Consider the following 25,591-nt stretch of genomic DNA (forward strand, 5'->3'; position numbering starts at 1 on the left):
CCGCTAGCTAGGCCGTTCCGACCCGCACCTCGATGCGCACCGACAAACCACCCTCTGCCGACACGCCGAGCTGCATGTCACCGGCGTAAAGATCCACCAGTTCGCGGACGATCGCCATGCCGAGGCCGGAGCGGGACCGTTCGCTGTCGACCAGCTTACCGCGATCCATGGCCGCCCGGCGCTGCGCCTCGGACATACCGGGCCCGTCGTCCTCCACCAGCATCCACAGGCGACCGTCCCCGGCATCCACCGTCAGGCGGACCTGCGTATTGGCCCAGCGAACCGCGTTTTCCAGCAGATTCCCGGCGAGCTCCTGCAGATCATGCGGGTCCACGGACACCCGCAGGCGTTCATCGATCTTCGCATCCAGCGTCACACCCCGGCGTTCGGCCATCTTGCCGAGTCCGTCAAGCACCGGGGCCAGCGCGGTGGTCACCATGATCTGGCCGGAGAAACCGGCGGAGCCGGCAGCCGAAGCCCTTGCCAGATGGTGCCGCACGGCCTCGTCGACCCGCTTGAGCTCGCGCTCGAAACGTCCCTGCTCTCGCTCCGGAAGCTGCGCCAGTTGGGTCCGCATGACCGCGAGCGGGGTCTTGATCGCATGTGCCAGATTGCCGGCCGCATTGCGGCCCCGCTCGATCAATCGGCGGTCCCTGTCCAAGACACGATTCATGGTCTCGGCGAGGCCACGAAGATCCGCAGGCAGGCGCGTATCCAGCGCCGCCCGCTGCCCGGTTTGCACTTCGTGCAGGTCCGCACGCATGCGTCGCAACGGTGCCAGCCCCCAGCGCAGTTGGACGGCAATCAACAGCAACAGCAATACGCCAAGACTGGCCAGGGAAATCAGCAGCAGGCGCCGGAAACCGGCCACTTCCGCCTGCACCTCGGTGGTCGGCCCGGCGACCACGACCTGCAAGGGCTGCGGGTAATCCGGCAGCCGCAAGCGGCGCTGCACCTGCCGCACCGGCTGCTCCCGTGGCCCCATGGCATCGCCGGCCATGACCTCACCCGAGACGCCGCCGGCAAGCGGCGGCAGATCCTCGTCCCACAGCGAACGTGACGACAGCAGTGGACCCTCCGGGTCGGATACCTGCCAGTACCAGCCGGAGAACACCTGCTCGAAACGGGCATCGCCCAGCGAACGCGACAGGTCCAGCCGGCCATCGGCGTCGGCCCGTATCGCACTGGATGTGACGTGGAGCATGGCCTTCAGACGCTCGTCAAAGGCCTGGTTGACCGCCGACTGAAAGGCGAGCGACAGGGCAATGCCGGCCAGCGGCAGGATCAGCAGCACGAGCAGCCATGAGGCCAGCAACAGGCGTGCAACCAGGGGCCAGTGCTTCATGAGCCGGCCGCAGTCGTCGGACCGACCACCCGGTAGCCACGGCCGCGCACAGTTTCGATCAGATCCGACCCCAGCTTGCGCCGCAGCCGGCTGATCTGCACATCAATGACATTGGAATCCGGCTGCTGGTCCCGCTCGTAGACGTGCTCCACCAGCTCCAGGCGGCTGACCAGCCGCGGCATGGCGTGCAGCAGGTATTCCAGCAATCGCAGTTCCTGCGCGGTGAGACTCACCGGCAGGCCGGACTGGGTCAGCACGCCGGTATGCGTGTCCAGCGCCAGGTCACCCACACGCAACACCGGGTGCGCGTGTCCATGCGCACGGCGCAGCAGCGCACGCAGGCGGAACAGCAGCTCACCGGTTTCGAAAGGCTTGGTCAGATAGTCATCGGCACCGGCGGAAAAACCGGCCGCCTTGTCCGACCAGCGGCCGCGGGCGGTCAGCACCAGCACGGGCAGATTGATGCCCTGCTCCCGCCAGCGGGACAACCACGCCGTGCCATCGCCGTCCGGCAGCCCCAGGTCCAGCACGATGACATCATAGTGCTCGGTGGCGATCAGGAAATCGGCCTCGGCACCGGTAGCCGTGTGATCCAGCAGCACACCGGCTTCGCTCATCGCCTCGCCCAGGGCCTCGGCCAGTCCCAGGTCATCCTCGACCAGCAGGATCTTCATGCCGCAGCCCCGTGCCGGCCGGACGGCCTGATCAACGGTCGCCTAGCGGGCCTGATCACGCCGCATCTCACGGATATTGACCCCACGGATGCTACGCAGCTCGCCGCTTGCCGCATCGAACAGGAATTCGACACGCTGGCCACTGGGACCCAGCAAGTCGATTTCATACACCAGTTCATCATCATGGACTTCCAGTTCCACCTCGATCACCTGCCCCCGGTAGCGCTCGTCGAGCCAGTCGAGGATCGTTGTCAGCGGCACGATCCGGCCCTCGGCAACCGCCTCGCGCAGCTCCGGTCGGGCCTCGTCCGCGCCCAGCGGAGCACCAACGAGGCCCGTCGCCAGACAGCATGCCATACAGAATCGAAGGAAATTTTCCATGCGCCTAGGGAAACACTGATTTATTCCCGCGTCTGCGCCCGAGACCGGTTTTGGTCATCTGGCAAGGCGCGGTGCCGGTTCGGTAGCCCGAGCTACCGGGCCGGTGGCGTAACACAGTCAGGGGCCAAAACCGGCCGGGCCCTTCGGGTTGGGCCGCATTTTCCCGACTGCTGCGTTGCGCTGCTTGACCGCAGAACGACTGCGGCGCTGCACAGCGCGCCTTGCCTCGGAAAAAATGCGGACTCCAACGCAGGCGCGCGAATAAATGATTGTTTCCCTAGAGTGTCAGCAGACAGATGAATCGGTTATGAACAGGGTATTCAGATCACGGCAAGACGGGGTCTGTTGAAATAGGCGCCGTATCCCGAGATCCGGGACGCATCGACCTAGTCCCCAATGCCTGATGGAGGCCCCATGTACAAAGCATTCACTACCGTGATCGGCGTCGCCACCCTGCTGACAGGGGCCGCCATCGCACAGACCGATATCGGCGACTTGACCAATGACGACACGGTCACGATCCGTGGCGAGGTGACCAGCGTCTGGGGCAACGACTTCGTGCTGCGAGACGACAGCGCCGACATCCTGGTGGAGGCAGGCCCGACCTGGTACCACGAAATCGGCATCGAGGCCGGCGAGACGCTGGAGGTGACCGGGCAGCAGCACGGCGAGCGGTTCAGCGCGTTTACCATCGAGCGGCCGAATGGCCAGTTGATCCGCGTGCGGCCGGAGTCGGGCCAGGCGCCCTGGGCAGGCCGCCGCGAGGCGGCACCGACGGAGGATGCCGCCGAGGCCGCGCCCGCACCACCGGCGGAAGCCGGACGCACACCCGGGGCCGAAGCGCCGGAACAGGCACCGGCCGCCACGCCGCAGCACAGCTATGGCATGAGCCGCGAGGACGTGGAACGGGCACTGTCCATTGCGCTGGACTACGGCTTTGTCACGTTCGACGAGGTGGAATACGAGGGCGATGGCATCATCGAGGTCGAGGGCTGGCTGGAGGACGGCTGGGAGGCGGAAATCGAGATCCATATCTCCAGCGGGGAAATCGTCAAGGAGAAGCGGGAACGCTCCAGCAGCGGCCCGGGACTCAGTGCCGACCAGATCCTGCAATCCATGGACGTGGCCGCAGCCGAGGGCATGGTCCGCTTCGACGAGATCGAGAAGGACGGCAGCAACGAGATCGAGGTGGAGGGCTGGGACGCCAGCGGCCGGGAGATGGAGATCGACATGGATGCCCAGACCTTCCGCATCCTGAAAATCGATATCGACTGAGGTAATGACTGCGCCGATGAGCCTCGGGCAAGGAGGCCATCGGCGGGTTGTCGCTCAATGGCGGTCCGGCAGCGTGATGTTGAGTTCCAGGACTTCGCAGTCGCCCTCGCGATCCAGCTGGATCTGGACCGCATCCTGATCCACCTCCACGTAGCGGCGAATCACTTTCAGGATCTCGCTCTGCAACTCCGGCAGATAATCCGGTCCGCCACGAGTGGCCCGCTCCCGGGCGACAACAATCTGCAAACGCTCCTTGGCAACATTGGCGGAACGCTTCCTCTGGGATCGGAAGTAATCGAGAAAGCTCATCGCATCAACCTCCGAACAGGCGGCCGAACAGGCCTTTTTTCTCAAGCTGCAGGAAGCGATGCGGGCGATCCTCGCCGAGGAATCGGGCAACCGAATCCTGATAGGCCTGACCGGCATCGGAGTCTTCTTCCAGAATCACGGGTACACCGGCGTTGGAGGCGTTCAGCACCGCCTGGCTTTCCGGAATCACGCCGAGCAGGTCTATGGCCAGGATTTCCTTGACGTCCTCGACACTGAGCATCTCGCCCTTCTGCACCCGCTGCGGGGAATAGCGGGTCAGCAGCAACTGTTCGCGGACCGGCGGATCACCGTTCGCCGCCCGTCGGGTCTTGCTGGCAAGGATGCCGAGCACGCGATCCGAATCGCGCACCGAGGATACCTCGGGGTTGGTGACGATGATTGCCTCGTCGGCGTAGTACATCGCCAGCAACGCGCCCCGTTCGATGCCTGCCGGGGAATCGCAGATGATGTAATCGAAGTCCTTCGACAGTTCGGTGAGCACCCGCTCGACGCCTTCCTCGGTCAGGGCGTCCTTGTCCCGGGTCTGCGACGCGGCAAGGATGAACAGGTTGTCGACCCGCTTGTCGCGAATCAGCGCCTGGTTCAGGCTCGCCTCTTCGTGAATCACGTTAATGAAGTCGTAGACGACCCGGCGCTCGCAACCCATGATCAGGTCCAGGTTGCGCAGTCCCACGTCGAAGTCCACCAGCACCGTGCGATGCCCGGCCTTCGCCAGGCCCGCGCCTATCGCGGCACTGGTCGTGGTCTTGCCGACCCCGCCCTTGCCGGAAGTGACGACAACAATCTTTGCCACGTTCATGTCCTCCAGATGGAAATTCCCCCGGCAACCCGGCCGTTTCCGTCCTACAGTGCCCGGATGTCCAGGCTGTCCCCGTCCAGCGCAATCTGCACGGCCTTGCCGCGGAGCGCATCCTCGAACTGCTCACTGACGCTGTAGGTCCCGTTGATCGAAACCAGCTCGGCCCGGAACGACCGACAGAAGATGCGGGCACCGGTGTCACCACGAACACCAGCCAGGGCGCGCCCGCCGAGGCTGCCGTAAATGTGGATGTGCCCGTCCGCCAGCACCTCGGCACCGGGACTAACGGCGCTCATTACCACCAGATCACCGCCCCGCGCGTAGATCTGCTGGCCGGAGCGCACCGGCTGCGTCACGATCATGCCGGCTTCGGTTGCCACCGCCTTCGGCCCGGACTCGTCGCCCGTCTGCCGGCGCCTGGACTCACCGCCGGCACTGTCGCGATCAGCAGGAAACACGGCCAGGCCGGCCGCTGCGGCCGCCTCGCGCCAGTCCTCGCCACCGCCACGGATGCCCACGGGAACGAACTGACGGGCCTGAAGCAGGCCGGACAACCCGGCGAGATCGAGGTAGAGATCGCTGTCGGCAACAGCCTCGACATCGAGAATCACGGGCAGAAATCGGAAGAAATCCGGGGCTTCCTGCACACGGCGATCCAGTTCCCTCGCCAGCACCTCCACTGAGGGATCCAGCAGCCGAAGCACGGTCAGGGTCATCATGCGACCCTTGAGTTCAAGTACCGGTTTGACTGCCTGTGCGCCTGCCATTGTGCCCCTGTCGCGGTAGGCCGGTGACCCCCTCACCGGTCAGAAAGCCGGGATGATGACATAGAGGATGGGTCGCTGGATACGGCGGATTCCAACGGTAGCCGAATGGCGACAGTCAGGCCGCCGGCATCATTGTTCCGCGCCTGGATCGTGCCACCGTGGCTGACCACCGCCCGGCGTGCGATCGCCAGTCCGAGTCCGTGGCCGCCAGAGGTCCGTTCCCGGGCCGCCGAAACCCGGACGAAGGGCTCGAAGATCGAGTCCAGTTCGGCTTCCGGAACTCCGGGGCCGAGGTCATCGACCACGATCCGAACCGCATTCTCCTCACGTCGCGCGGAGACTGAGACCCGGCTCTTCGGCGGGGTATAGCGCACGGCATTGCGGATGACGTTGTCCAGCGCCGAGCGCAGCAGGCCCGAGTCGGCCTCCTTCAACAACAGCGCGTCCGGCACATCCAGCACCACATCACGATCCGTCGCTTTCGCCTCGAACACGGCGTCATCACAGATGCTCTGCAACAGTGCGCCGACATCCACCGTCTCGCGCTCGCCGGATGGAAGTCCGGCATCCAGTCGCGCCATGGCCAGCACCTGGCCGATCAGTTCATCGAGTTGTTCGATGTCCTGCTCCAGGCGCTCCAGGTGGGTATCGTCGGCCCGGGCACCGTCACGCCGGACCAGTTCGAGTGCCACCTGCATTCGCGCCAGCGGCGAACGCAGCTCGTGCGATATATCACGCAGCAGGCGGGTGCGCCCCTCCAGCGCCTTCTGCAGCCGCGAGGCCATCCGGTTGAAGTCGCGGGCCAGGGCGTCCAGTTCATCACCGCCGGTTTCTCGAACGGGCACGCGTGTTTCCAGCTCGCCGTCAGCGAGCCGCCGGCTTGCCTCCCGTACCCGGTGCAGCGGCCGGCTGAGCTGGGCCGCGAACAGTGCCGAGACACCGGCGGTTACGCTCAGCGCAATCAACAAACGGACCCAGAGCGGCAGGTCGAGCAGGCCCAGGCGACTGCGCATGGCCACCAGGCGACCGGGCTCCCAGCCTTCCAGGTCCACATCCAGGATGCGGTAGACGAAACGGTCCGTCTGACCGATCGCGCTCTCGCCGGGTTGCAAGGGATGATCCAGTGCCTGCCGCAATTCATCGGGCAAGCGCCGGCCGTCCTCCGGGTTCTCCTCGTCACGCAGCAGGGTCAGGCGCATCGGCTGCTCGCGGGAGGCCGCACGCAGGAAGCCGACCACTTCGCCCTCGCCCTCCTCGCGGTAAAGGCGCTGAATCTCCGAGGCGTAATCCTTCAATTCAGCTTCGTCGGGCAGGCCGGTGTCGACCATCCAGAAGCGCTGCGTGATCATCAGCGCGGCGCCCATGGTCAGCAGCGCCAGCCAGAACCAGAAGAACAGCTTCTGGAACAGACTCCCCATCAGCCCCCCGGAGCATCCGCGGTGGAATTCGCGGTGATGTACTGGTACCCACCGCCACGCACGGTCTTGATCCGCAGGCTGCCGTCGGCGAACGGCCCGAGCTTTCGGCGCAAATTGCTGATGTGCATGTCAATGCTGCGGTCGAAGGGCTGCAGCGGTCGACCGAGCGCCTCTCGACTGATCCGGTCCTTGTCCACCAGTTGCCCGGCCTGGGCAATCAGGCAATGCAACACATCGAACTCGGTGCCGGTAAGGTCAATCGATGCCGAACCGACCCGAACTTCCCGGCGGCCGCTGTCAAGGCAGAGATCACCGACTTCGAGCACCGTGGATGGTCCGGCTTCCGCTGCCGCCTGGCCGCGGCGCAGCAAGGCGCGGATACGCGCCACCAACACCCGGGGGTTGCAGGGTTTCGGCAGGTAATCGTCGGCCCCAAGCTCCAGGCCGACCACGGTATCCACATCATCACCGCGGGCAGTCAGCATCAGCACCGGCACGCTCTGGTCACGGCGCAGTTCGCGCAACACCGCGAAGCCGTCACGCCCGGGCAGCATGACATCAAGGACCAGGGCGTCGTAACCGCCGGCCGTGGCCATCCGCAAGCCGTCGTCACCGTCGTAGGCACTGTCGACCTCGAATCCGTCGCCGCCGAGATATTCGGCCAGCATGGCGTTCAGTTCGCGGTCGTCATCCACCAGCAGCAGGCGCGGCATCGATCCACCTCCGGTTCCGCAGGCGCGGTAAGCACACCGCGTGTCTGTCAGCGATTCTGCCACAGTGCCCTGCGCTGCATACGCAGATTGACATTTTCTTACCGAGCTTTGCCCGTTACTGACCCATTCCGGCCGAGGCCGCGTCTAGGCTTGAAACGTCGCAAGCAGAACTGACGCAGGGAGTACCACATGAAACGCTCGATTCTGATTTCCGGCCTGATTCTTGGTCTCGGACTGAGTGGGCCGGCGCTGGCCGATGAAACCGGTGAACGCGGCTACAAGGACCGCGGCGACCGGAGCGGCCATATGCAGCGCTGGACGCGGCAGCTGGATCTGACCGAAAGCCAGCAGGAACAGCTCAAGGCGACCCGCCAGTCCTACGGACCGGAGCTGCGCAGCCTGCATGGCGAGATCCGCGAACAACGCGAGGCGCTGCGCGCCAGCAGCCGCGACGGTTTCAACGAGGAGGCCGCCCGCAGCAGCGCCGACCGCCTCGGTGAACTGATGGCCGAGCGCGCCTTTCTGCAATCACGGATGCGTGCCGATGTCGGCGAAATCCTGACTGACGAACAAAAGGCGAAGATCGCTGAACGTCGCGAAGCCCGGGCCGAGCGCGGCAACAAGGGCTGGCGTGGCCATGGCCGACACCGGCACAACGGCTGACCCGAACCTCTTCTCCGCTCTCCGCTTTCGGCCCGCGCCCTGCGGGCCGTCTTTTTTTCCGGCGCCCCGGCCAGCCTACTGTCGGTACCAGCGCCCGTGGGCGGGGGCCGCATCCGCCTCACTGCTGCGGAACGGGTTGATATCCAGGCCTCCGCGGCGCAGGTAGCGGGCTTCGATGGTCAGCCGATCCGGCGTGCACAGGCGGTGGATGTCCACGAACATCCGTTCCACGCAGTGTTCGTGGTAATCCTGGTGCTGGCGAAAGGAAATGATGTAGCCCAGCAATGCCGCATGGTCGATGGCGGGTCCGGCGTAGCTGACCGCCAGCGTGCCCCAGTCCGGCTGACCGGTCACCGGACACAGGGAACGCAGCAGGTGACTGTGCACGCTCTCCTCCACCGTGCCACGGCGTTGGTCCAGGAGCAGAAGCTCCGGCGCCGCCTGGTACTCCCGGACCACCAGCGCGATGTCATCCAGGCACTGCCCTGGCGGTGCCTGCAATGGCAGGTCGCCGGCATCGGGCGCAACCAGTTCCACTGCCACCCTGGCGCCGGCTGCGGCCGACAGGTCACGGGCAATCACTGCAGCTACGTCGTCGGGGTGCTCAAACCGTTCCTGATTGAATCCGTTGAGATAAAGCTTCAGCGACTTGGATTCGACCAGGTTCGGTGAAGCCACCGGCAGCTGAAGCCGGGCTCGGGCGACCCGCGGCTTGCCACCCGGCTCCAGCCAGGACACTTCCCAGGCATTCCAGACGTCACAACCGGTAAACGGCAGGGATGCAGTCAAGCCAAGTCCTGCACGAGTGTCCCCACGGGGAATGGGGAAAAGCAGACCGGGATCGTAGACACAGGCGTATTCCACCGCCTGACCAAGGGGGTTGTGGCGATTTTTGCCAGCATGCTCACTGCTCATCCGGACCTCGAGGCTGTTCGTTGCAGACAGGCTGCCCCCCCCCCCGGAGATACCCTGCGAATAAAGCCTACGCAACCTCAGCCGTGGCCTGCTCCTCGGACAACGGACCGTTGCAGTAGTGCACCAGTTTCCAGTAGCCGAAAATGTTGGCGTTACGGACGTCCAGCCGACGGAAGTCCTCCATTTCCGGCAGGCTGTCCAGATCCATGTCCGGACGGAAACCGAGCATCCGGGACAACGGCCGCAGGCCTTTTTCCAACCCGCGCAGCAGCGGGTTCCTGGAAGCGAAGTGATTGATGATCACGATATCACCGCCTGGCCTGCATACCCGTCGCATTTCGTCCACCAGCTTGTCCGGATTCGGTACGACCGAGGCGACGTACATTGCGACCACGGCATCGAACGATGAGTCCTCGAACGTCAGCGCCTCGGCATCCATCTCCAGCAGGGCTTCCACCTGATCCAGGCCCTGGTTCTCCACGCGCTCGCGTGCCTTGGCCAGCATTTCCGGCGAGACGTCGATCCCCACCACGCGGGAATCCTCCGGGTAGAAGGGCAGGGACAGACCAGTGCCGACCCCTACCTCGAGCACACGCTGGCCACCCTCGATGTCGAGCACCTGCATCGCGAGTTTTCGCCCCGGAGCAAATACCGGACCGAAGATGCGATCGTAATGCTTGGCGTATCGACGATAACTGCTGCGGATTGATTCGAGGTCCATCGGGGCTCCCGGGCTTATTGGAGTTGTCTTGCTAAGGAAACGCTGATCCATCCGACCGAACCGGAACCGCGAAGCGCCGGTTGACCATAAGCGATCTCGCACACAGATACCGCAGGGTATCAGTGTTTCCTAATCTACCGAAGCGAGCGTGCCTTGCAATGCCACCGCCTCAGCCGCGCGTCTCCTTCAGCACATCCTCGAACACATCCATCGCGAAATCGATCTGCTCGCGGGTGACGATCAGCGGTGGCAACCAGCGCACGATCTGGCCACCGTAGGCGCCGCAGCGAATCAACAACAGGCCGCGCTTCTCCGCCGCCTTGAGGACCCGCATGGCGCGGTCGCCGTCGGGTTTGCCATCGGCACTCACCATCTCGGTACCGATCATCAGCCCCTTGCCACGCACATCGCCGATCTCGGGGAAGGCCGCCTGGATCTGGTCGAGCCGCTGCCGGAGATGCGCGCCCTGCTCGGCGGCATTCTCCACCAGACCCTCCTCTTCGATCACGTCCAGTGTCGCCAGCGCCGCGGCACAAGCCACGGCGTTGCCGCCGTAGGTGCCGCCCTGGGAGCCCGGGAAGCCTTTGCCCATCAACTCCTGATTGGCGCCCATGGCGGACAGCGGGAAACCGCTGGCCAGGCCCTTGGCGGTGATCACGATGTCCGGATGCGCACCATAATGTTCGTGAGCCCAGAACTTGCCGGTGCGACCGTACCCGGACTGGATCTCATCGGCGATCAGCAGCAGCTTGTGCGCGTCACAGCGTTCACGCAGGCCCTGCATGAAAGCCGTATTGGCCGGCACATAACCCGACTCACCCTGTACTGGTTCAACCAGCATGGCCGCCGTCTCGCAAGGCGAGCTCTGGGTGGCAAGGATGTTGTCGAGTTCGCGCAGGCAGAAGTCCGTGGCGGTCTTCTCATCCATCTGCAAGCGATAGGTATTCGGGAAAGGTGCAACAACGACACCACCCATCATCGGCTGCAGACCGGCGCGCAGACCGACGCTTGAGGTGGTGACCGACAAGGCGCCCATCGTGCGGCCATGGAAACCGCCCTGGAAGGTGATGATATTCGGTCGCCCGGTCGCATGCCGTGCCAGCCGCAGCGACGCTTCCACCGCCTCGGTGCCGGCATTGGAGAAGAACAGCGAATCGATGTCGCCCGGCATGCGTTCGGCAAGGCGCTCGACCAGGGCCAACATCGGCTGATGCTTAACGATGGCGTACTGGCCGTGGACCAGCTTGCCCGCCTGCTCCTGGGCCGCCGTGACCACCTTTGGGTGGCAGTGACCGGTGGCAGTAACGCCGATCCCGGAGCTGAAATCCAGGTAACGCTTGCCTGCGGTGTCGTGGATGTAGGCGCCTTCCCCGTGGGACACGACAATGTCGCTGGACTGCTTCAGCAGCGGCGACAGGTGCCCGGTCTTGTCACTCGGCGTATTTGCGCCGCCATCATGCTTCGGGTTGAACGCCATCTCACACCTCCAGGTCACATCGCCGCCGCCTGCAGGTACTGCCTGGGCGGCTGGTCCGGGTGCCTCGCACACCGGGCAGGATTCGGCAGTCTACACCCCGGTCTTTTTGCGCTTCAATGCAGCATTCCAGGCGAGATCAAGGGAATCACTCAGTGTTTCCCAAGGCCCGCTGTCACGCGGCTGCTCCGGCCTCCGCCAGGCGCGTTACCGCATCGGCGATCTCCGTGGTAGAGCGCGGCGTCGTGCCGTTGTCTCGCAGATCCGCTTCGACCGCATTACGCAGCACGGTCGCGCAGCGCTCGGCTGCCGGATCCTCCTCGCCCATCCAGTCCAGCATCATCGCCGCGGTCAGCATCATCGCCGCCGGACCCGCCTTGTTCTGACCTGCGATATCTGGCGCACTGCCGTGGGTCGGCTCGAACATCGGTGGCTGCGAGCGGTCCGCGGGATTCAGGTTGCAGGACGGCGCCACCCCCATGCCGCCGCACAGCACGGCAGCCAGGTCGGTCAGGATGTCGCCCTGCAGGTTGCTCGCGACCACGACGTCGAACTGCCAGGGCGCGGTAACAAACTTCATGCAGGCGGCATCCACCAGTTCGTGATGCACGGCGATATCCGGGTAATCCGCGGCAACGGCGGCGAAGGCCTCCGTGTACATCTCGCCCCAGTATTTCAGGGCATTGCGCTTGGTAATCAGGCAGACCTGGCCCTGGGCCTCACCGCCGCTGGCAAGGGGAAACCGCCGCATCGGGCGTGAGCCGTTGCGCCGCAGCGTGGCCCGCGCCCGGGCCCGCTCGAATGCGTGTCGAAAGATGCGTTCCGCCCCGGACCGGGTGAACACTTCCATCTGGGTCGCAACCTCTTGCGCGCTGCCGGGCCGCAGCCGTCCGCCCTGACCAACGTACTCTCCCTCGCTGTTCTCGCGGATCACCAACATGTCCACGTCCCGGGCGCGGGGGTCCTTGAGGTATTGCGGCGCGCCATCCAGAAGTTTTGCCGGGCGCTCGCAGGCCCACTGGTCGAAGCCCTTGCGGATATCAAGCAGTGGCGCCAGGGATTCGCCATCCGACAACAGATAGCGATTCGGATCGTTGCCCGGGCCCGGGTCGCCGAGCGCGCCGAGCAACAGGGCGTCGTGCGTCGCAAGCGTCTTTTTCCAGTCTGCAGGCATCATCTCGCCATGGGCCTGATGCCAGGCATGCGATGGCCAGTCGTAAGGCGTGAGGCGCAAGGCAAGGCCCTGTTGCTCGGCAAGCCGTTCCACCAGCCCGGAGGTCACCGCCATGACTTCCGGCCCGATACCGTCCCCCGGCAGCACGGCCACTGACCATTGCCTGCCCTGCTGTTGCACATCGGTCATGCTCGGCTCCTCGCCTCGAGAAATTCGGCTACCAACCGGGTTCACAATCGACGACCGGCAGACGGAATTCAAGCGGCCGGCTATTTGGTACAATTCAAGCTATTCCAGTCCTGGAGCAGGATGACCCGTAGCGGTCTCGAACACCGAAACGAACAGTAGTCGGTGATTCCCCAGGTGACAGTGATGCGCCGGATGGCGCAATCAGCGGAGGCAGACATGTACCACCCACGCGGCGAACCCGTGGTATTCAGCCGTGACTGCGAGGCTGTGGTAATCCCCGCAGGTGATACCGGCACCATCCCGGCTGGCGCCGAAGGCACTCTCACGCAGGCCCTGGGCGGCAGCTACACCGTCTACCTGCAGGGCAATCTTTTCCGTATCGCCGGCAAGGATGGCGACGCCATCGGCCAGGAAGCCGCACAGGCGCCGGAACTGCCTGACGGCGCAACGGATGGCGATGTCGAGCAGCTGATCTGGGACCAGCTTCACACCTGCTTCGACCCGGAGATCCCGATCGACATTGTCGAACTGGGCTTGGTCTACAGCTGCGTCGTGCGCAAGGAAGACGACGGGCAGCGGGAGGTGGACATCGAAATGACCCTGACCGCGCCGGGTTGCGGCATGGGGGAGATCCTGGCCAGCGACGTGCGCAGCAAGGTCGAGATGGTCCCGACTATCCGCAAGGCCAACGTGGAACTCGTGTTCGACCCGCCGTGGACCTCGGACATGATGTCGGAAGCCGCCCGCCTGCAGACCGGGATGTATTGACCATGCCCCGCGCCTGGCGCCTGACCGGTTCAGGCGATGTCGACGTGCTGGCGCTTGAAGAATTCGAAGTCCCAGCCCTGGGGCCTCTGGATGTGCAGGTCGGTGTGCATGCTGCCGGTCTCAACCGCGCCGACATCCTGCAGCGCCGGGGCATCTACCCGGCACCAGCCGGCGCCCCCGCGGACATTCCCGGCCTCGAATACGCGGGGAGAGTCGAGGCAGTTGGCGCACGCGTCACGCATCGAAAACCCGGCGACCGGGTCATGGGCCTGGTCGGTGGCGGCGCCTATGCCGAACAGCTGGTGGTTAACGAACGCGAGACGATCGCCATCCCGGCCGGACTGTCCGATACCGACGCGGCTGCCACCACCGAGGCCTTTCTGACCGCCTACCGCGCGCTGTTCATCGAGGGTGGCCTGAATGCCGGCGACTGGTGTCTGATCCGAGCCGCGACCTCCGGCATCGGCATCGCCGCCATGCAGCTCAGTCGTTATTTCGGGTGTCGCAGTATCGGGACCGGTCGAAATCGCGAACGCCTGGAAGCCGTCGCCGGCTACGGCCTCGATGCGCTGGCCGTGGACGGCGAGGACACGTTGTCTGGTCTGGTGGCAGAACACGCCGGCGACGGCGTTGCGGTGGTGCTGGACCTGATCGGCGGCAGTGGTGCCGTCAAGGAAAACCTAGCCAGCCTGCGGCCCGAGGGCGTGCAGGTTCTGGTCGGCCTGATGGCCGGCCCCAAGGACCAGATCAACCTGGCTCCGGTGCTTTTCCGACGACTGACACTGCGCGCCATGACCATGCGCAGTCTGCCCCTGGAGCGCCGGATCGAGCTCGCACAACTGTTTGAACGAAGGCTAAGTGCCGCGTTCAGCAATGGCGCCTTGCGACCGGTGGTCGACACCACCCTGCCATTCGAACAGGCCAGAGAGGCCCAGCAACTGATGGAATCCGGCCGCCACACCGGCAAGATCGTGCTGCGAATGGACGGGCCGGGAACGCACTGATCCGTAGCAAGCGCTAATCCTTGAGAACGTAATCCTTGAGTACAACGGCTCGCACCTCCGAGCCCTGCTCGAAGGTGGTGTGGATCATTCCCACACCGGGAGCAAACACGCTGCGCGTGTAGAGGTCATCACCGAATTCGAAGGTGTAAACATAACAGTCGAAAGTGCCTGCGGGCACGGTCATCGGTTCCTCGCAGGCCTCGTAGTCAACCACCAGGCCGTCATAAGGATACCAGTCCGGAGCCGTTGCCGGATCCGCCAGCGCGACCATGTGTCCCGGCGCCTCATCCCGCGGTTCGCTGTTTGCCTGCCACTGCTCCGGCCCGACATTGCGCAGCCAGTAGCCGTAACCGAATTCCTCGTAGCGGTACCAGGTCTCGCCGTCGACGGTGCGGCTTTCGGTAACGAGGGCCTCCATGGTCACCGAGGGATCATCCTCGGAGATGAAAATCCAGCGGTTGCCGTCGGCCAGCGGCAGCAGTGGCTCTGCCTGGACCAGGCCGACGGTCGCCAGCAGAACAAACGCGGCCGACATCCGCAGCGGTGTCATACGGATCATGATTGCTCTCGCTCGTCAGGCTGCTCTGGAGTGTGATGGCGCGTGACCAGCCGGTCCAGCTCGTCGGCAAAGGCCTTGCGTTCGGACGTCCCCAACGGTGGCGGGCCACCGGTTTGAACGCCGCTGGCTCGCAGCGTTTCCATGAAGTCCCGCATGTTCAGCTTCGCGCCGATGGACTGTTCGGTGTATCGCTCCCCGCGGGGGCTGAGCACAAAGGCCTTCTTCTGCAGGACCTCGGCGGCCAGCGGGATGTCCGCGGTGATCACCAGGTCCCCGGCCCGGGCACGGCGGACAATCTCCTGATCGGCAACATCGAAGCCGGAGGCGACCTGCAGCGACTGAATCCACGGTGAACGCGGCGCCGGTATCGGCTGGTTCGCAACCAGCGTCACCGGCAACTGGCGGCGCCCTGCCGCGCGAAACAGGATGTCGCGAATCACCACCGGGCAGGCATCGGCATCAACCCAGACATGCATCAGTCATCGTCCCCCGGTGGGTTTACCGCGTCATCGCCGCAGACCTGGTCCCGTCCGGCACGCTTGGCCCGGTAGAGTCGGTGGTCAGCCAGCGCAATCAGCGCATCGGCCGTCACCTGGCCCGGCGCGAATTCCGAAGACGCGGCAACGCCCGCGCTGGCCGTCAGGCGGAATGTATTCCCGCGCCAACGGCAGACCATGCTGCGCAGGGCATCGATATAGCGGGACGCGGCCTGTACGGCCTCGTCGATCGTCACATCACCGATCAGCACGGCGAACTCCTCGCCACCATAACGCACCACGACATCGTCACTACGCTGATTCTGCCGCAGCGTCGTTGAAACGCTGCGCAGCAGGGCATCGCCGGCCTGGTGCCCGTGGGTGTCATTGAATTCCTTGAAATGATCGAGATCGACCATCGCCAGCGCAAACGATGGGACGCCGGCCTCGCCATCGGCGATCAGCTCCTGCAGCCGCGCATCCAGATAGCGGCGATTGTACAGCCCGGTCAGCGCATCGGTACGGCTCTCGCGAAGCAGGGCGCGGTCCGTCCGGTTGCGCTCCAGGGCCTCGGTCAGCAGGCCGGCCAGGGTGAGCATCAGATGGGATTCCTCGCCGGAAAACGCCTGCGGCTCCAGGTAATCGAAACCCAGGAACCCCGAGACACGCCCCTGGTGTCCGATCGGCACGCACAACAGCGCACGGATGTCCTGCGAGCCGAGAAACTGTTTCTCGGCGGCGGCCTCCTCAGGTAACTCATTCAGCTCCGGGATCATCAATGGGTTGAAGCGATGAATCCGCTCTCTCATCTGGCTTTGCCACCAGGGCATGTCAGCCACCACCAGATTCTGGCATTCATCGAACACCGAGCGGACGCCAGCTGCGCACCATTCATGGGTGTTCGTCATGATGCGTCCGCCGTCCAGGAACCGGAAGACATAGGCACGCTGCGCACCCATCAACTGACCCGCCTCACGCAGCAAGTAGTCGATGCCGGCATGGATGTCATTGACGCTGGATTTCAGGAACAGGCTGGAGACTTCGGTGGAAAGACGCTGAACACCGTCCAGTCGCGCCCTCGCCTGCTCGTAACGCTTGCGTTCGGTAATATCGATGACCGTCCCGGCCAGCGCCGGCCGACCCTCGTAGACTGCCTGCCGGACCACGGATTCGACCCAAACAACCCGGCCGTCCGGCCGTACCAGCCGATCCTCGAAACGCCCTCCCTCCAGCTCGCCATCCATGATCCGCTGGACCCGCTGACGGACGCGTTCGCGATCCTCGGGATGCACATAGGGCAGGAAGGAGTGCCCCACGAGTTGCGAGCGGCTGACGCCAAACAGGTCGGCCATGGCGTGGTTGACCGCCCGGGTCTTGCCATCGACGCCGATGAACAGGCCCACGGCCGAGCTGTCGGCCAGGGTTCGGAACAAGGCTTCCCGCTCCTCCAGCGTTGCGGTCTTTTCGGCAACCCGCCGTTTGAGTAGTCGCTGGTCACGGAACAGCACCGCCACCGCAGTTCCCAGGACCAGCACCGTCAAAAGGGGCCAGAGCCATCCCGGCACGACCTCGACTGTCTCGGTCCGCACCCAGCGCTGGGCCGAGCGACGAATGCCCTCGTCACCCAGGTCCGCCACCGCTGCATCGATGGAATCACGCAGTGCCGAATTGCCGCCGGCAACGGCAAACTTGAGTTGTTGCGCGTACAGGCGGGTCATCGGCCGGAAACGGGCCGGATCACCATGCCGGTCCAGCAGGTAAAGCGCGACCGGATAATCGGCGGCGAAGGCCTCCAGTTCGCCATCCATCGCCGCCCGGACCATCGCGTCGTTGTTCTTGAAGGACTGGAGCCGGAGTTGCGGATACTCGCTACGCATGAACTCCCGTTCAAAGCTGCCGTCGACGACTCCGACCGGCATCCCGGTCAACTCCTCCACGGATTCGACCATCAGATTGCCGATGACGAAGAGGTAGGTACTCAAGGGCAGCAAATCAGCACCGAATTCGAGAAACCTCTCCCGCTCGGGCGATTGGAACAGGCCGCCATGCACGTCCGCGCGTCCGTCCCGCACCGCCTCGATCGAATCACCCCAGTCCACCAGCAGGAACTCCACCGGTCGATCGAGTTGCCTGCCGATGTCCTGCCAAACCTCAATCAGCGCACCCTGCGGTTCGCCCCTTTGGTCTTCAAAAGCAAATGGTGGCCAAGCGTGATCCTGCGCCACAACCAGCGGCTCCGGCTCGTCGGCAACCGCCAGCGGCACCGGTGCCAGGACCAGGAGCGGAACCAGCAACAGCAGACCGAGCCGGGGCCAGCGCTGCCGAGCGCGGCGCCTGTCGGGGGCCAGCCACAGGACCGTGGTCATGCTGCCACACCCGCCGCATGTCCGGAGGCCCAGGCCCACTGGAAATTGTGCCCCCCCAGATGCCCGGTGACGTCGACCACTTCACCGATGAAGTAGAGGCCCGGGTGTCGCCGGCATTCCATGGTCTTCGACGACAGGGCGTCGGTATCGACGCCGCCGAGCGTGACCTCAGCGGTGGCATAACCCTCGGTACCATCGGGCCAGACCTGCCACTGCTGGCAACGCGCGGCGATTGCGGCCAATTGGCGATCGCCGATTGACTCCAACGACGTGTCCGGCAGTCCTGCACGGATCCATTCGGCTGCAACCCGGCGGGTGAGAAATGCCGCCAGGGTATTTCGCAAGGTTCGTTTCGGCCTGGCCGCACGCTGCTGTCGCAGGTAGTCGGCCAGGTCTCCGCCCGGGTAAAGATCAATTGCCAGTGCCTCGCCCGGCTGCCAGTAGCTCGACGCCTGCAACACGGCCGGTCCGCTCAGCCCGCGATGGGTGAAAAGCAGTGCTTCACGAAACACCTGCGAACCGGCACATACTGCGGCCCGCAACGCGACGCCGGACAAGGTGGCAAGTGGTTTGCGTTCGCGCTCGGGCAAGGTCACGGGCACCAGCCCGGCTCTGGTCGCCCGTACCGGCAGGCCAAGAGCCCGGGCAAGTTCGAGGCCAAACCCTGTCGCACCCATGCGCGGGATCGACAAACCGCCGGTGGCGACCACCAGGGATTCGCACGCGATCGCGCCACCCGGACCATGCAGATGATGGGGCGGCCCCAGTTGCTCGACGCTCAGCGGATGCCGGGTTCGAATGGTGACGCCGAGCTGGCGGCATTCCTGAACCAGCATCTGCAGGATGTCCTTTGACGAACGGTCGCAGAACAGCTGGCCAAGTGTCTTTTCGTGATAGGGGATGCCGTACCGTTCCACCATGGCGATGAAATCCCACGGCGTGTAACGGCTCAGCGCCGACTTCATGAAATGCGGATTGGCTGAAAGAAAATTATCCGGCCCGCAATGCATATTGGTGAAATTGCAGCGCCCGCCACCGGACATCAGGATTTTCTTGCCAACCTTGTTCGCATGATCGGCAACAAGCACGCGCCGTCCGCGCTGGCCTGCCACCAGACCACACATCAGTCCGGCAGCACCGCCGCCGATGATGACAAGATCAAACTGCTCCCGCACACGGCCGCCGCCGCCCATCACGCGTCCCATCTCTGCTCAACGTCATATTCACATGAAATCAAATCGTCCGCATGCAACGTCGGGCACGCCGATGGACGTCAGGTCATGGTCGGATTATTCAATACGGTCGATGTACCGCCAACGTACTACATCACTTTTTCGACATTTTCCAAAAACCCCCCTGACAAACGCTTGATCAAAAGGAAAAATCCGGAACGGATTGCTCCTCGAGCTTCGAAACCGTGACCAGGCCACCGCAGCGAGCAAAACAATTCTGACTCCTGCGGGCTGGCTAATGACGGCACGATAAGGCCAGCGCGCCAACACCCATGCGGCCGCATTTCGGGACTCACCTTGACAGCGCGATGGAAGGCCTCGCCTTATCTGGCGGCGTTACGGAAACACTGATCTACTCGCGCATCCTGGGTCGATTACGGGGAATGCGACGAAATCACGGTAACCGCGACTATCGGAATCACCCAGCAAAACGGAACCAACAGTCCACACCCGCTGTTCCAGCGTTCCGCCATGGCCATGTATGCCGCGAAGAACGCCGGCAGCGACCGAATCAGCGCGTCGGGTCCCGACTGATAGCGGCATGAGCCGGTACACTCTGCTGCGTGAGCAAGCAGCTGGAGTCACTTTTGATCCCATCGAACGCGAGCGCGGAACGCAGAAGCCAGTGGCTCGGGCTCGCCCTGGGACCGCTGCTGGCCGCACTGGTGTACTGGCTGATACCGGACGCCGACAGCGGAGGCCTGGAACCGGCCGGCCGCGCAACTGCTGCGGTCGGTGTGCTGATGGCCACCTGGTGGCTCAGCGAAGCTTTGCCGCTGCCAGCGACTGCGCTGCTTCCGCTGGCACTTTTCCCGCTGCTGGGCATCAGCAATTCCGCCGATGCCGCCGCGCCCTACGCCAGTGACGTCATCTTCCTGTTCATGGCCGGATTTCTGCTCGGCCTGGGCATGGAACGCTGGGGACTGCACCGTCGTGTGGCCTTGCGCATCATCGTTGCCGTTGGCACCGCGCCAAAACGCCTGGTCGCCGGGTTCATGCTGGCCGCCGCAATCCTCAGCATGTGGATCTCGAACACGGCGGCCACCATCATCCTGTTGCCGGTAGCCGTGAGTATCGTCCGCATGCTGCAGAATCCGGCCCAGGACGATCAGGCCACCGTGGCCCGGTTTGCCACCTGCCTGGTTCTGGCCATTGCCTACAGTGCCTCGATTGGCGGTGTTGGCACCCTGATCGGCTCGCCACCGAACCTGGTGGCTGCCGGATTCCTCGAACGCCAGCTCGACTGCAGCATCGGCATGTTGGACTGGATGCGCTTCGGCCTGCCGCTTGTCGTCGTGTTCCTGCCCCTGGCCTGGGCCTATCTGGTCTGGTTTGCCTTCCCGTTGCGCATGCACCATGCGAGCGGCGATACGCAGGTTCGCCAGCAACTCGACCTGCTGGGCCGGATGAGTCGCGGAGAGAAAGTCATCAGCTTCGTTTTCGGACTGACCGCGCTGGGCTGGATCCTGCGACCGCAATTGAATGCCGTGCCCGGCCTGGAGCTCCTGAGTGACGCAGCCATCGGCATGATCGGCGCGCTGAGCCTGTTTCTGATCCCGGTTCATCGCGGTGCACGCGCCATGGACTGGGATACCGCATTACGCCTCCCCTGGGGCGTGCTGCTGCTGTTCGGCGGTGGCCTGAGCCTCGCCGCGGCCATCGGCAGCCACGATGTTGACCTGTTCATTGCCGGAGGCATCCGCGCGCTCGGCGACATTCCCCTGTGGGCGCTTCTGCTGCTGGCCGTGACGCTGGTCAAGTTCATGACGGAGCTCACCAGCAACACGGCGATCGCAACAACGTTCATTCCGGTGCTCGCGGCAGTGGCCGTCGGCATGGGCGCACCACCGGAAATGCTGGTCATCGGCGTCGCACTGAGCGCCAGCTATGCCTTCATCATGCCGGTGGCGACACCACCGAACGCCATCGTCTTTTCATCCGGATACGTCAGCATTCGACAGATGGCGCGGGCCGGGCTGGGACTGAATATCCTCGCCATACCGCCGGTGGTCCTGGTGGCCTGGCTGGCGGCGCCGGGTCTATGCAACTGAACAGCGCATATCGGCAACCCTACTGGGTTCGGTTCCTCCCCGATAATCCGGGGCCCCTACGGCGGCCGGCACCTGAGCAGCCACGGATTGGTCACGAACAGTAACAGGTCACATTGCATCGCCAGATTGCTCATACTCTGAAGGGACAGGGCGTTAGCGTGGCGCGGCGTACGCGCCGGTGCATTTCCGGCGAAAGGGTGGCTTGTCGGCTTATGCGGGACGATCATCGCGGCAAGGTCCGTCGGCCGCGCTTGCTCATTCTGGATGATGATGCGTCGACCGGTGGGAGGATTCAGGAGATCGCCCTGTCGATGCATATCGATGCGGTCCAGACCATGAGCCCGAAGGCGTTCTTCGAGCTGGTGCAAACGTGGACGCCGGACCTGATTGTCCTCAACCCGGAAATGCCGCAGGTCGACGGTGGCGAGCTCATTGATCGGCTCGCCTCGAACGGCTGCGGCGCCGGCCTGATTTTTACCGGAGGCTCAGGACAACGGCATCTCGAGGCCGCCGAGGATGCAGCCAGGGCGCACGGACTCTCCATAGCCGGGGTACTGCCCAGGCCGCTTGTGGCCAGCACAGCACGAGACCTGCTGATCAAGTCCGCGGCAGCAGCAGGGCTATCGGAAGCCGCACCGAAAGCACCAAAGCAAGCGCCGCAGGCCATGCAGGCACTGGCGGATGATCTTCGACAGGCATTGGCGGACGGGGCGATCCGGATCGTCTGTCAACCCAGAATCCATTGCCATTCCGGCGTGTTGATCGGCTTCGAGGCGCTGGCCCGGTGGCGGCACCCTGAACGGGGAGTCGTTGATCCTGAAATCTTCATACCACTGGCAGAGAAGCACGGCCTGATCGATGAGCTCACCGGGCAGGTCGCTGACCAGGCCTTCCAGTGGCTGGCCGGTTTCACAGCGCCGGAGACAATACGGCACTGCGGCGATATTGCGCCTGGTCGCGTGTCCTTGACCCTGAACATCTCGGCCTGCTCGCTGGACAAGCCGCTGCTGTTTCAACAGCTGGTCCAGCGTTGTCGTGATCTGCGCCTTGAGCCCGGCCGGATTGTACTGGAGCTCACCGAGAGCCGCGCCATGCAGGATGCCGATACCATCGTCGACACTCTCAGCCGGTTGCACCGCAACGGCTTTGATCTGACGGTCGATCATGTTGGCGCCGGTCATTTGTCGATTGCGGGACTGGTGCGCCTGCCATGCTCCGAAATCAAGATCGACCGGCGAGTCGTGGTCGATGCCGCCGAATCCGCCGAATCCAGGGCTATCATCCGTTCGCTGGTGGCGCTGGGGCACAGCCTCGGCGTGCGGCTGGCCGCCGGAGGTGTTGGCAACGCCGACACGCTGGATTTTCTGCGCGAGATGGAATGCGATTTCGCTCAGGGCGATCACATTGCACCCCCGCTCGAGCCCAATGCCGTCATGGACTGGTTCATCGAGCGCGAGCGGGGTCGGGAAATGGATCGGCTGGCGGCACTGTACGCACTGCATCTGCTCGACACGCCCGCGGACCATCGTTTCGATCGGATCACGCGCCTTTGCCGGCAACTGTTCGGAGTCCCCACGGCATTGATCAGCCTGGTGGACCAGGATCGCCAATGGTTCAAATCCCGCAGCGGCCTGAATACCCGTGAGACACCGCGCACCGTGAGCTTCTGCAGCCATGCGATACAACAGGCGGATCCGCTGGTGGTGTCTGATACCAGGCAGGATCCGCGCTTTCGCGATAATCCGCTGGTCAGCGGACCACCGGGCATCCGCTTTTACGCCGGACAGCCATTATCCCTCCCGGGCGGCGAACGCCTGGGAACGCTCTGCCTCATTGACTACGTGCCGCGACGGCTGACCGCGGATGATCTCGGGCAGCTGGCGATCCTGGCTGGATTGGCGGAACAGGAGGTTCTTGCCAGCCGGGCGGATAACGCGCAGGACAACGGCATCTGCGATCACGACACGCTGCTGGCCAGAACCGACAGCGCCCTGACTCTTTGCACACAGCTGGACCTTCAGGCAATCGCCATTCGGGTTCGTCCCGACTCACGCGACCTTGCCAGCGCCGGCCAGAGGGGGCAGTCACCGGAACTGATCGCCGCATTCGAGAGACTGTTGGCCGACACCCTGGAGGTGGCGGATGTGATCGGTTGGCTGGACGAGGAACAGCTACTGGCCGTCATTCTTGGTGCCGACCGCTACACTGCCACTGAGGCGCTGACCCGGCTGGCGGAAGCGATGGATCGGTGGAATCGCAGCCGTGATCAAGACGTACCGGTCGTCGAGTGTCTGCTGTCGGCAGAACGCCTACCCACGAACCGCCAGTTGTGCGCAATTGACGCCCTGCGCTGCGCATCGCTGCTGGCGGAAACGCGGGTCAGCAGTTGAGAAAACACGGATTGATTGGCAGTCCTGCCTGCTGATCGGATCAGGCCACGTCGCTCCGGTGTTCCTCCTCCTTCTGCAGCGTATCCGCCAGTCTGTGCAAGGTTGCTCGCAGCGCGGCCAAGTCCTGCCCGGTAAGACCGGTTGCGTCGGCGACAGCGCGTTGAATGTCGGCGGTGCATGGCTGCAGCTCCTGTCCCGCGGCAGTCAACCGGACGAGTACCGTGCGCTGGTTGTCTTTCGGTCGTACCCGCCGAATGAGACTCATTGACTCAAGCCGTTTCAGGATGGGGGTCAGCGACGACGGATCCAGGTTAACCCTGGCCGCAAGACGACTCGCCGACAGGCCATTTTCTTCCCACAAGGCCAGCATCACCAGATACTGCGAGTGATTCAGGCCAGTCGGTTCGAGACGCCTGGCGAACGTCCTCGTGATCGCACGACTGGCTCGACACAGCGCAAAGCAGAGCTGCTCTTCGAGCAACAGGTTGCGGAATTGCGGTGTTGTCTGATTGTTCATGGCTTCTCCAGTATTGCGCTAATTTGTTTTGTGTCTAATCTTTTGCCGTTAATTATTTGACTTCTTTGGCAAAGCTTCACCGGCCCGGCACGAATGATTACCCCCGCGCGAATGAATCGTTAAGGAAACACTGATTTATTCCCGCGTCTGCGCCCGAGACCGGTTTTGGTCATCTGGCGAGGCGCGGTGCCGGTTCGGTAGCCGTCGCTACCGGGCCGGTGACGCAACACAGCCAGGGGCCAAACCGGCCGGGCCCTTCGGGTTGGGCCGCATTTTTCCCGAATGCTGTGTTGCGCTGCTTGACCGCAGAATGACTGCGGCGCTGCGCAGCGCGCCTTGCCTCGGAAAAAATGCGAACGCCAACGCAGGCGTGCGAATAAATCAGTGTTTCCTTAAACATCTCACTTCAAAGCTTAGTATCTCGTCGCGCGGCAGTTGACCGCCATCCATTGCGTTGCAGACACTGAGCTGCTAATGCAGACAACGACGGAGAGAAGCCGATGGCCCCACGACGGATTCGCGGCATTCAACTCAGCTTCGCGCTGATCGCTTTCCTGCTCCCGGGTTTGGCCCTGGCGGAGGCACCCCGGGAGATGATCGACGACGCCCTGGGCAGCCTGGAAATGCTGGCCGCGCAGATGGCCGAGCAACGCGACGCCCACGGCGACCAGTACCAGCAACAGTTTCGCGACGGCTATGCCGAGCTTATCGATGACCTGAGCTACCACCTGGAAGCCACCGGTAATGCCACGAGCAGTCAGGTCGACGACTTCCGCAGCGATGCCGAGGCAATCGGCCGGGAGCATGACCTGCTGGACTGAGCCGGGGAACGGCTGACTCTTGCGTTCGCCGCCGGCGGTGGCTGCATTTTCCAGCCGTTCGCTAGTGTTCGGCTGGTGCAATGGCGCGACTGAACCCCAGCGCTTCCGCGTCCTCAACGTCATCGGCGCGGATGCGCGCAAAATGCCGGGCCGCATAGATCGGGCAGTCACAGCCCATGCATACGGCCTGTCGTTTTTCGCTGCGTTCGAAAACGCGGATGCCGGCTTCCTCCAGCATCGCCAGGCTGTCCGGTACCGGGTATTCCTCACGCGGCTCGCATTGGCGGCCGCCAGAGAACTCCTTCGCCACCCAGGCATAGGTCCCCTCCAAAATCGGCGGGCCGTTGGAGCTGGCACAGGCCATCAGCGCCACAACAACGCCGGTCAGGCCCAGCGTTCGCGCAAAGCGCATCCAGCCTCCGCCTGCAAGCCTTATACGCTCCACCCACCAGCCTCCTCTGCCCGGATCAAGAAAAAGCGAATCTGCTGCATTCTCCGCACTCCGAATCTTTTAGGTAATTCCTAACCAACTTGTACCAGAGTTGGTTGAATTGTTTCGGCGTCAATCG

General features: G+C 64.0%; 25 protein-coding genes. 7 read left to right on the plus strand and 18 right to left on the minus strand.

The features are described from left to right. Positions 1-7 precede the first annotated feature (7 nt). The 3 genes from M0534_RS12485 to M0534_RS12495 are packed head-to-tail and all read right to left on the minus strand — an operon-like array spanning position 8 to position 2,376. Complete coding sequence (locus M0534_RS12485; RefSeq protein WP_248568775.1) at positions 8-1,345, minus strand: sensor histidine kinase; 1,338 nt, start codon at positions 1,343-1,345, stop codon at positions 8-10. Beyond that, on the minus strand, positions 1,342-2,019 hold the full coding sequence (locus M0534_RS12490) for a winged helix-turn-helix domain-containing protein (protein WP_248568776.1): 678 nt from the start codon (positions 2,017-2,019) through the stop codon (positions 1,342-1,344). The genes M0534_RS12485 and M0534_RS12490 overlap by 4 nt, the downstream gene beginning before the upstream one ends. A gap of 42 nt (positions 2,020-2,061) precedes the next feature. Further along, complete coding sequence (locus tag M0534_RS12495; protein ID WP_248568777.1) at positions 2,062-2,376, minus strand: PepSY domain-containing protein; 315 nt, start codon at positions 2,374-2,376, stop codon at positions 2,062-2,064. Positions 2,377-2,814: 438 nt separating this feature from the next. Here M0534_RS12495 and M0534_RS12500 point away from each other — a divergent pair, with 438 nt between their 5' ends. Beyond that, positions 2,815-3,675 (plus strand): PepSY domain-containing protein, encoded by an 861-nt coding sequence (locus M0534_RS12500; RefSeq protein WP_248568778.1) that lies wholly within the window; start codon positions 2,815-2,817, stop codon positions 3,673-3,675. Between the two features lie 54 nt (positions 3,676-3,729). Here M0534_RS12500 and minE read toward each other — a convergent pair whose 3' ends face one another. From minE to M0534_RS12525, 5 genes are read right to left on the minus strand one after another with little or no spacing between them, the layout of a single operon-like run. Beyond that, a complete protein-coding gene (gene minE, locus M0534_RS12505; RefSeq protein ID WP_248568779.1) occupies positions 3,730-3,984 on the minus strand; it encodes a cell division topological specificity factor MinE in 255 nt (84 codons plus the stop codon). 4 nt (positions 3,985-3,988) lie between these two features. Beyond that, positions 3,989-4,798: a septum site-determining protein MinD gene (gene minD / locus M0534_RS12510; RefSeq protein WP_248568780.1), complete on the minus strand. Its 810-nt coding sequence runs from the start codon at positions 4,796-4,798 to the stop codon at positions 3,989-3,991. Positions 4,799-4,848: 50 nt separating this feature from the next. Next, complete coding sequence (gene minC / locus M0534_RS12515; RefSeq protein ID WP_248568781.1) at positions 4,849-5,571, minus strand: septum site-determining protein MinC; 723 nt, start codon at positions 5,569-5,571, stop codon at positions 4,849-4,851. A 32-nt stretch (positions 5,572-5,603) separates the two neighbouring features. Further along, the gene (locus tag M0534_RS12520; protein ID WP_248568782.1) at positions 5,604-6,989 is read right to left on the minus strand and encodes an ATP-binding protein; all 1,386 of its coding nucleotides are present in this window, start codon (positions 6,987-6,989) and stop codon (positions 5,604-5,606) included. Then, positions 6,989-7,702, minus strand: coding sequence for a response regulator transcription factor (locus M0534_RS12525; RefSeq protein WP_248568783.1), 714 nt, complete (start codon positions 7,700-7,702; stop codon positions 6,989-6,991). The genes M0534_RS12520 and M0534_RS12525 overlap by 1 nt, the downstream gene beginning before the upstream one ends. A 189-nt stretch (positions 7,703-7,891) precedes the next feature. Here M0534_RS12525 and M0534_RS12530 point away from each other — a divergent pair, with 189 nt between their 5' ends. Next, a complete protein-coding gene (locus tag M0534_RS12530; RefSeq protein WP_248568784.1) occupies positions 7,892-8,365 on the plus strand; it encodes a Spy/CpxP family protein refolding chaperone in 474 nt (157 codons plus the stop codon). Positions 8,366-8,440: 75 nt separating this feature from the next. Here the strand turns inward: M0534_RS12530 and queF are convergent, their stop codons facing one another. The 4 genes from queF to M0534_RS12550 form a co-directional block, all read right to left on the minus strand. Further along, on the minus strand, positions 8,441-9,280 hold the full coding sequence (gene queF, locus M0534_RS12535) for an NADPH-dependent 7-cyano-7-deazaguanine reductase QueF (protein WP_248568785.1): 840 nt from the start codon (positions 9,278-9,280) through the stop codon (positions 8,441-8,443). A 67-nt stretch (positions 9,281-9,347) separates the two neighbouring features. Next, a complete protein-coding gene (locus M0534_RS12540; RefSeq protein WP_248568786.1) occupies positions 9,348-10,001 on the minus strand; it encodes a class I SAM-dependent methyltransferase in 654 nt (217 codons plus the stop codon). A gap of 169 nt (positions 10,002-10,170) precedes the next feature. Then, on the minus strand, positions 10,171-11,478 hold the full coding sequence (locus M0534_RS12545) for an aspartate aminotransferase family protein (RefSeq protein WP_248568787.1): 1,308 nt from the start codon (positions 11,476-11,478) through the stop codon (positions 10,171-10,173). A gap of 172 nt (positions 11,479-11,650) precedes the next feature. Beyond that, the gene (locus M0534_RS12550) at positions 11,651-12,838 is read right to left on the minus strand and encodes an isocitrate/isopropylmalate dehydrogenase family protein (protein ID WP_248568788.1); all 1,188 of its coding nucleotides are present in this window, start codon (positions 12,836-12,838) and stop codon (positions 11,651-11,653) included. Between the two features lie 216 nt (positions 12,839-13,054). Between M0534_RS12550 and sufT the strand changes: the two genes are divergently transcribed. Together sufT and M0534_RS12560 are read left to right on the plus strand one after the other, a co-directional pair. Beyond that, positions 13,055-13,606 (plus strand): putative Fe-S cluster assembly protein SufT, encoded by a 552-nt coding sequence (sufT, locus tag M0534_RS12555; protein ID WP_248568789.1) that lies wholly within the window; start codon positions 13,055-13,057, stop codon positions 13,604-13,606. 2 nt (positions 13,607-13,608) lie between these two features. Next, positions 13,609-14,610, plus strand: coding sequence for an NAD(P)H-quinone oxidoreductase (locus M0534_RS12560; RefSeq protein ID WP_248568790.1), 1,002 nt, complete (start codon positions 13,609-13,611; stop codon positions 14,608-14,610). Between the two features lie 13 nt (positions 14,611-14,623). On the opposite strand, the gene M0534_RS12565 is transcribed toward M0534_RS12560, so the two are convergent. Genes M0534_RS12565 through M0534_RS12580 form a run of 4 tightly spaced genes read right to left on the minus strand, consistent with a single transcriptional unit; the run spans position 14,624 to position 19,216 of the window. Next, positions 14,624-15,169, minus strand: coding sequence for a hypothetical protein (locus M0534_RS12565; RefSeq protein ID WP_248568791.1), 546 nt, complete (start codon positions 15,167-15,169; stop codon positions 14,624-14,626). Next, a complete protein-coding gene (locus M0534_RS12570) occupies positions 15,166-15,645 on the minus strand; it encodes a YaiI/YqxD family protein (protein WP_248568792.1) in 480 nt (159 codons plus the stop codon). The genes M0534_RS12565 and M0534_RS12570 overlap by 4 nt, the downstream gene beginning before the upstream one ends. Beyond that, positions 15,645-18,011, minus strand: coding sequence for a diguanylate cyclase (locus tag M0534_RS12575; protein WP_248568793.1), 2,367 nt, complete (start codon positions 18,009-18,011; stop codon positions 15,645-15,647). Before M0534_RS12575 ends, M0534_RS12570 begins: the two co-directional genes overlap by 1 nt. Further along, on the minus strand, positions 18,008-19,216 hold the full coding sequence (locus tag M0534_RS12580; RefSeq protein ID WP_248568794.1) for a BaiN/RdsA family NAD(P)/FAD-dependent oxidoreductase: 1,209 nt from the start codon (positions 19,214-19,216) through the stop codon (positions 18,008-18,010). Before M0534_RS12580 ends, M0534_RS12575 begins: the two co-directional genes overlap by 4 nt. Before the next feature lie 614 nt (positions 19,217-19,830). On the opposite strand from M0534_RS12580, the gene M0534_RS12585 reads away from it, so the two are divergent. Together M0534_RS12585 and M0534_RS12590 are read left to right on the plus strand one after the other, a co-directional pair. Next, complete coding sequence (locus M0534_RS12585; protein WP_248568795.1) at positions 19,831-21,294, plus strand: SLC13 family permease; 1,464 nt, start codon at positions 19,831-19,833, stop codon at positions 21,292-21,294. A gap of 212 nt (positions 21,295-21,506) precedes the next feature. Beyond that, on the plus strand, positions 21,507-23,684 hold the full coding sequence (locus M0534_RS12590) for an EAL domain-containing protein (RefSeq protein WP_248568796.1): 2,178 nt from the start codon (positions 21,507-21,509) through the stop codon (positions 23,682-23,684). Positions 23,685-23,724: 40 nt separating this feature from the next. Here M0534_RS12590 and M0534_RS12595 read toward each other — a convergent pair whose 3' ends face one another. Next, positions 23,725-24,201 (minus strand): MarR family winged helix-turn-helix transcriptional regulator, encoded by a 477-nt coding sequence (locus M0534_RS12595; protein WP_248568797.1) that lies wholly within the window; start codon positions 24,199-24,201, stop codon positions 23,725-23,727. Between the two features lie 500 nt (positions 24,202-24,701). Here M0534_RS12595 and M0534_RS12600 point away from each other — a divergent pair, with 500 nt between their 5' ends. Beyond that, a complete protein-coding gene (locus M0534_RS12600; RefSeq protein WP_248568798.1) occupies positions 24,702-25,022 on the plus strand; it encodes a hypothetical protein in 321 nt (106 codons plus the stop codon). A gap of 61 nt (positions 25,023-25,083) precedes the next feature. Here M0534_RS12600 and M0534_RS12605 read toward each other — a convergent pair whose 3' ends face one another. Beyond that, the gene (locus M0534_RS12605) at positions 25,084-25,434 is read right to left on the minus strand and encodes a hypothetical protein (protein WP_248568799.1); all 351 of its coding nucleotides are present in this window, start codon (positions 25,432-25,434) and stop codon (positions 25,084-25,086) included. Positions 25,435-25,591 lie beyond the last annotated feature (157 nt).

The sequence above is a fragment of the Methylonatrum kenyense genome (assembly GCF_023195885.1).
Lineage (GTDB): Bacteria > Pseudomonadota > Gammaproteobacteria > Nitrococcales > Aquisalimonadaceae > Methylonatrum > Methylonatrum kenyense.

What these genes read in the sequence shown, in the direction of transcription:
- M0534_RS12485 (WP_248568775.1), bottom strand. Translation starts at nt 1,345, where the DNA reads ATGAAGCACTGGCCCCTGGTTGCACGCCTGTTGCTGGCCTCATGGCTG.
- M0534_RS12490 (WP_248568776.1), bottom strand. Translation starts at nt 2,019, where the DNA reads ATGAAGATCCTGCTGGTCGAGGATGACCTGGGACTGGCCGAGGCCCTG.
- M0534_RS12495 (WP_248568777.1), bottom strand. Translation starts at nt 2,376, where the DNA reads ATGGCATGCTGTCTGGCGACGGGCCTCGTTGGTGCTCCGCTGGGCGCG.
- M0534_RS12500 (WP_248568778.1), top strand. Translation starts at nt 2,815, where the DNA reads ATGTACAAAGCATTCACTACCGTGATCGGCGTCGCCACCCTGCTGACA.
- minE (WP_248568779.1), bottom strand. Translation starts at nt 3,984, where the DNA reads ATGAGCTTTCTCGATTACTTCCGATCCCAGAGGAAGCGTTCCGCCAAT.
- minC (WP_248568781.1), bottom strand. Translation starts at nt 5,571, where the DNA reads ATGGCAGGCGCACAGGCAGTCAAACCGGTACTTGAACTCAAGGGTCGC.
- M0534_RS12520 (WP_248568782.1), bottom strand. Translation starts at nt 6,989, where the DNA reads ATGGGGAGTCTGTTCCAGAAGCTGTTCTTCTGGTTCTGGCTGGCGCTG.
- M0534_RS12525 (WP_248568783.1), bottom strand. Translation starts at nt 7,702, where the DNA reads ATGCCGCGCCTGCTGCTGGTGGATGACGACCGCGAACTGAACGCCATG.
- M0534_RS12530 (WP_248568784.1), top strand. Translation starts at nt 7,892, where the DNA reads ATGAAACGCTCGATTCTGATTTCCGGCCTGATTCTTGGTCTCGGACTG.
- queF (WP_248568785.1), bottom strand. Translation starts at nt 9,280, where the DNA reads ATGAGCAGTGAGCATGCTGGCAAAAATCGCCACAACCCCCTTGGTCAG.
- M0534_RS12540 (WP_248568786.1), bottom strand. Translation starts at nt 10,001, where the DNA reads ATGGACCTCGAATCAATCCGCAGCAGTTATCGTCGATACGCCAAGCAT.
- M0534_RS12545 (WP_248568787.1), bottom strand. Translation starts at nt 11,478, where the DNA reads ATGGCGTTCAACCCGAAGCATGATGGCGGCGCAAATACGCCGAGTGAC.
- M0534_RS12550 (WP_248568788.1), bottom strand. Translation starts at nt 12,838, where the DNA reads ATGACCGATGTGCAACAGCAGGGCAGGCAATGGTCAGTGGCCGTGCTG.
- sufT (WP_248568789.1), top strand. Translation starts at nt 13,055, where the DNA reads ATGTACCACCCACGCGGCGAACCCGTGGTATTCAGCCGTGACTGCGAG.
- M0534_RS12560 (WP_248568790.1), top strand. Translation starts at nt 13,609, where the DNA reads ATGCCCCGCGCCTGGCGCCTGACCGGTTCAGGCGATGTCGACGTGCTG.
- M0534_RS12565 (WP_248568791.1), bottom strand. Translation starts at nt 15,169, where the DNA reads ATGATCCGTATGACACCGCTGCGGATGTCGGCCGCGTTTGTTCTGCTG.
- M0534_RS12570 (WP_248568792.1), bottom strand. Translation starts at nt 15,645, where the DNA reads ATGCATGTCTGGGTTGATGCCGATGCCTGCCCGGTGGTGATTCGCGAC.
- M0534_RS12575 (WP_248568793.1), bottom strand. Translation starts at nt 18,011, where the DNA reads ATGACCACGGTCCTGTGGCTGGCCCCCGACAGGCGCCGCGCTCGGCAG.
- M0534_RS12580 (WP_248568794.1), bottom strand. Translation starts at nt 19,216, where the DNA reads ATGGGACGCGTGATGGGCGGCGGCGGCCGTGTGCGGGAGCAGTTTGAT.
- M0534_RS12590 (WP_248568796.1), top strand. Translation starts at nt 21,507, where the DNA reads ATGCGGGACGATCATCGCGGCAAGGTCCGTCGGCCGCGCTTGCTCATT.
- M0534_RS12595 (WP_248568797.1), bottom strand. Translation starts at nt 24,201, where the DNA reads ATGAACAATCAGACAACACCGCAATTCCGCAACCTGTTGCTCGAAGAG.
- M0534_RS12600 (WP_248568798.1), top strand. Translation starts at nt 24,702, where the DNA reads ATGGCCCCACGACGGATTCGCGGCATTCAACTCAGCTTCGCGCTGATC.
- M0534_RS12605 (WP_248568799.1), bottom strand. Translation starts at nt 25,434, where the DNA reads ATGCGCTTTGCGCGAACGCTGGGCCTGACCGGCGTTGTTGTGGCGCTG.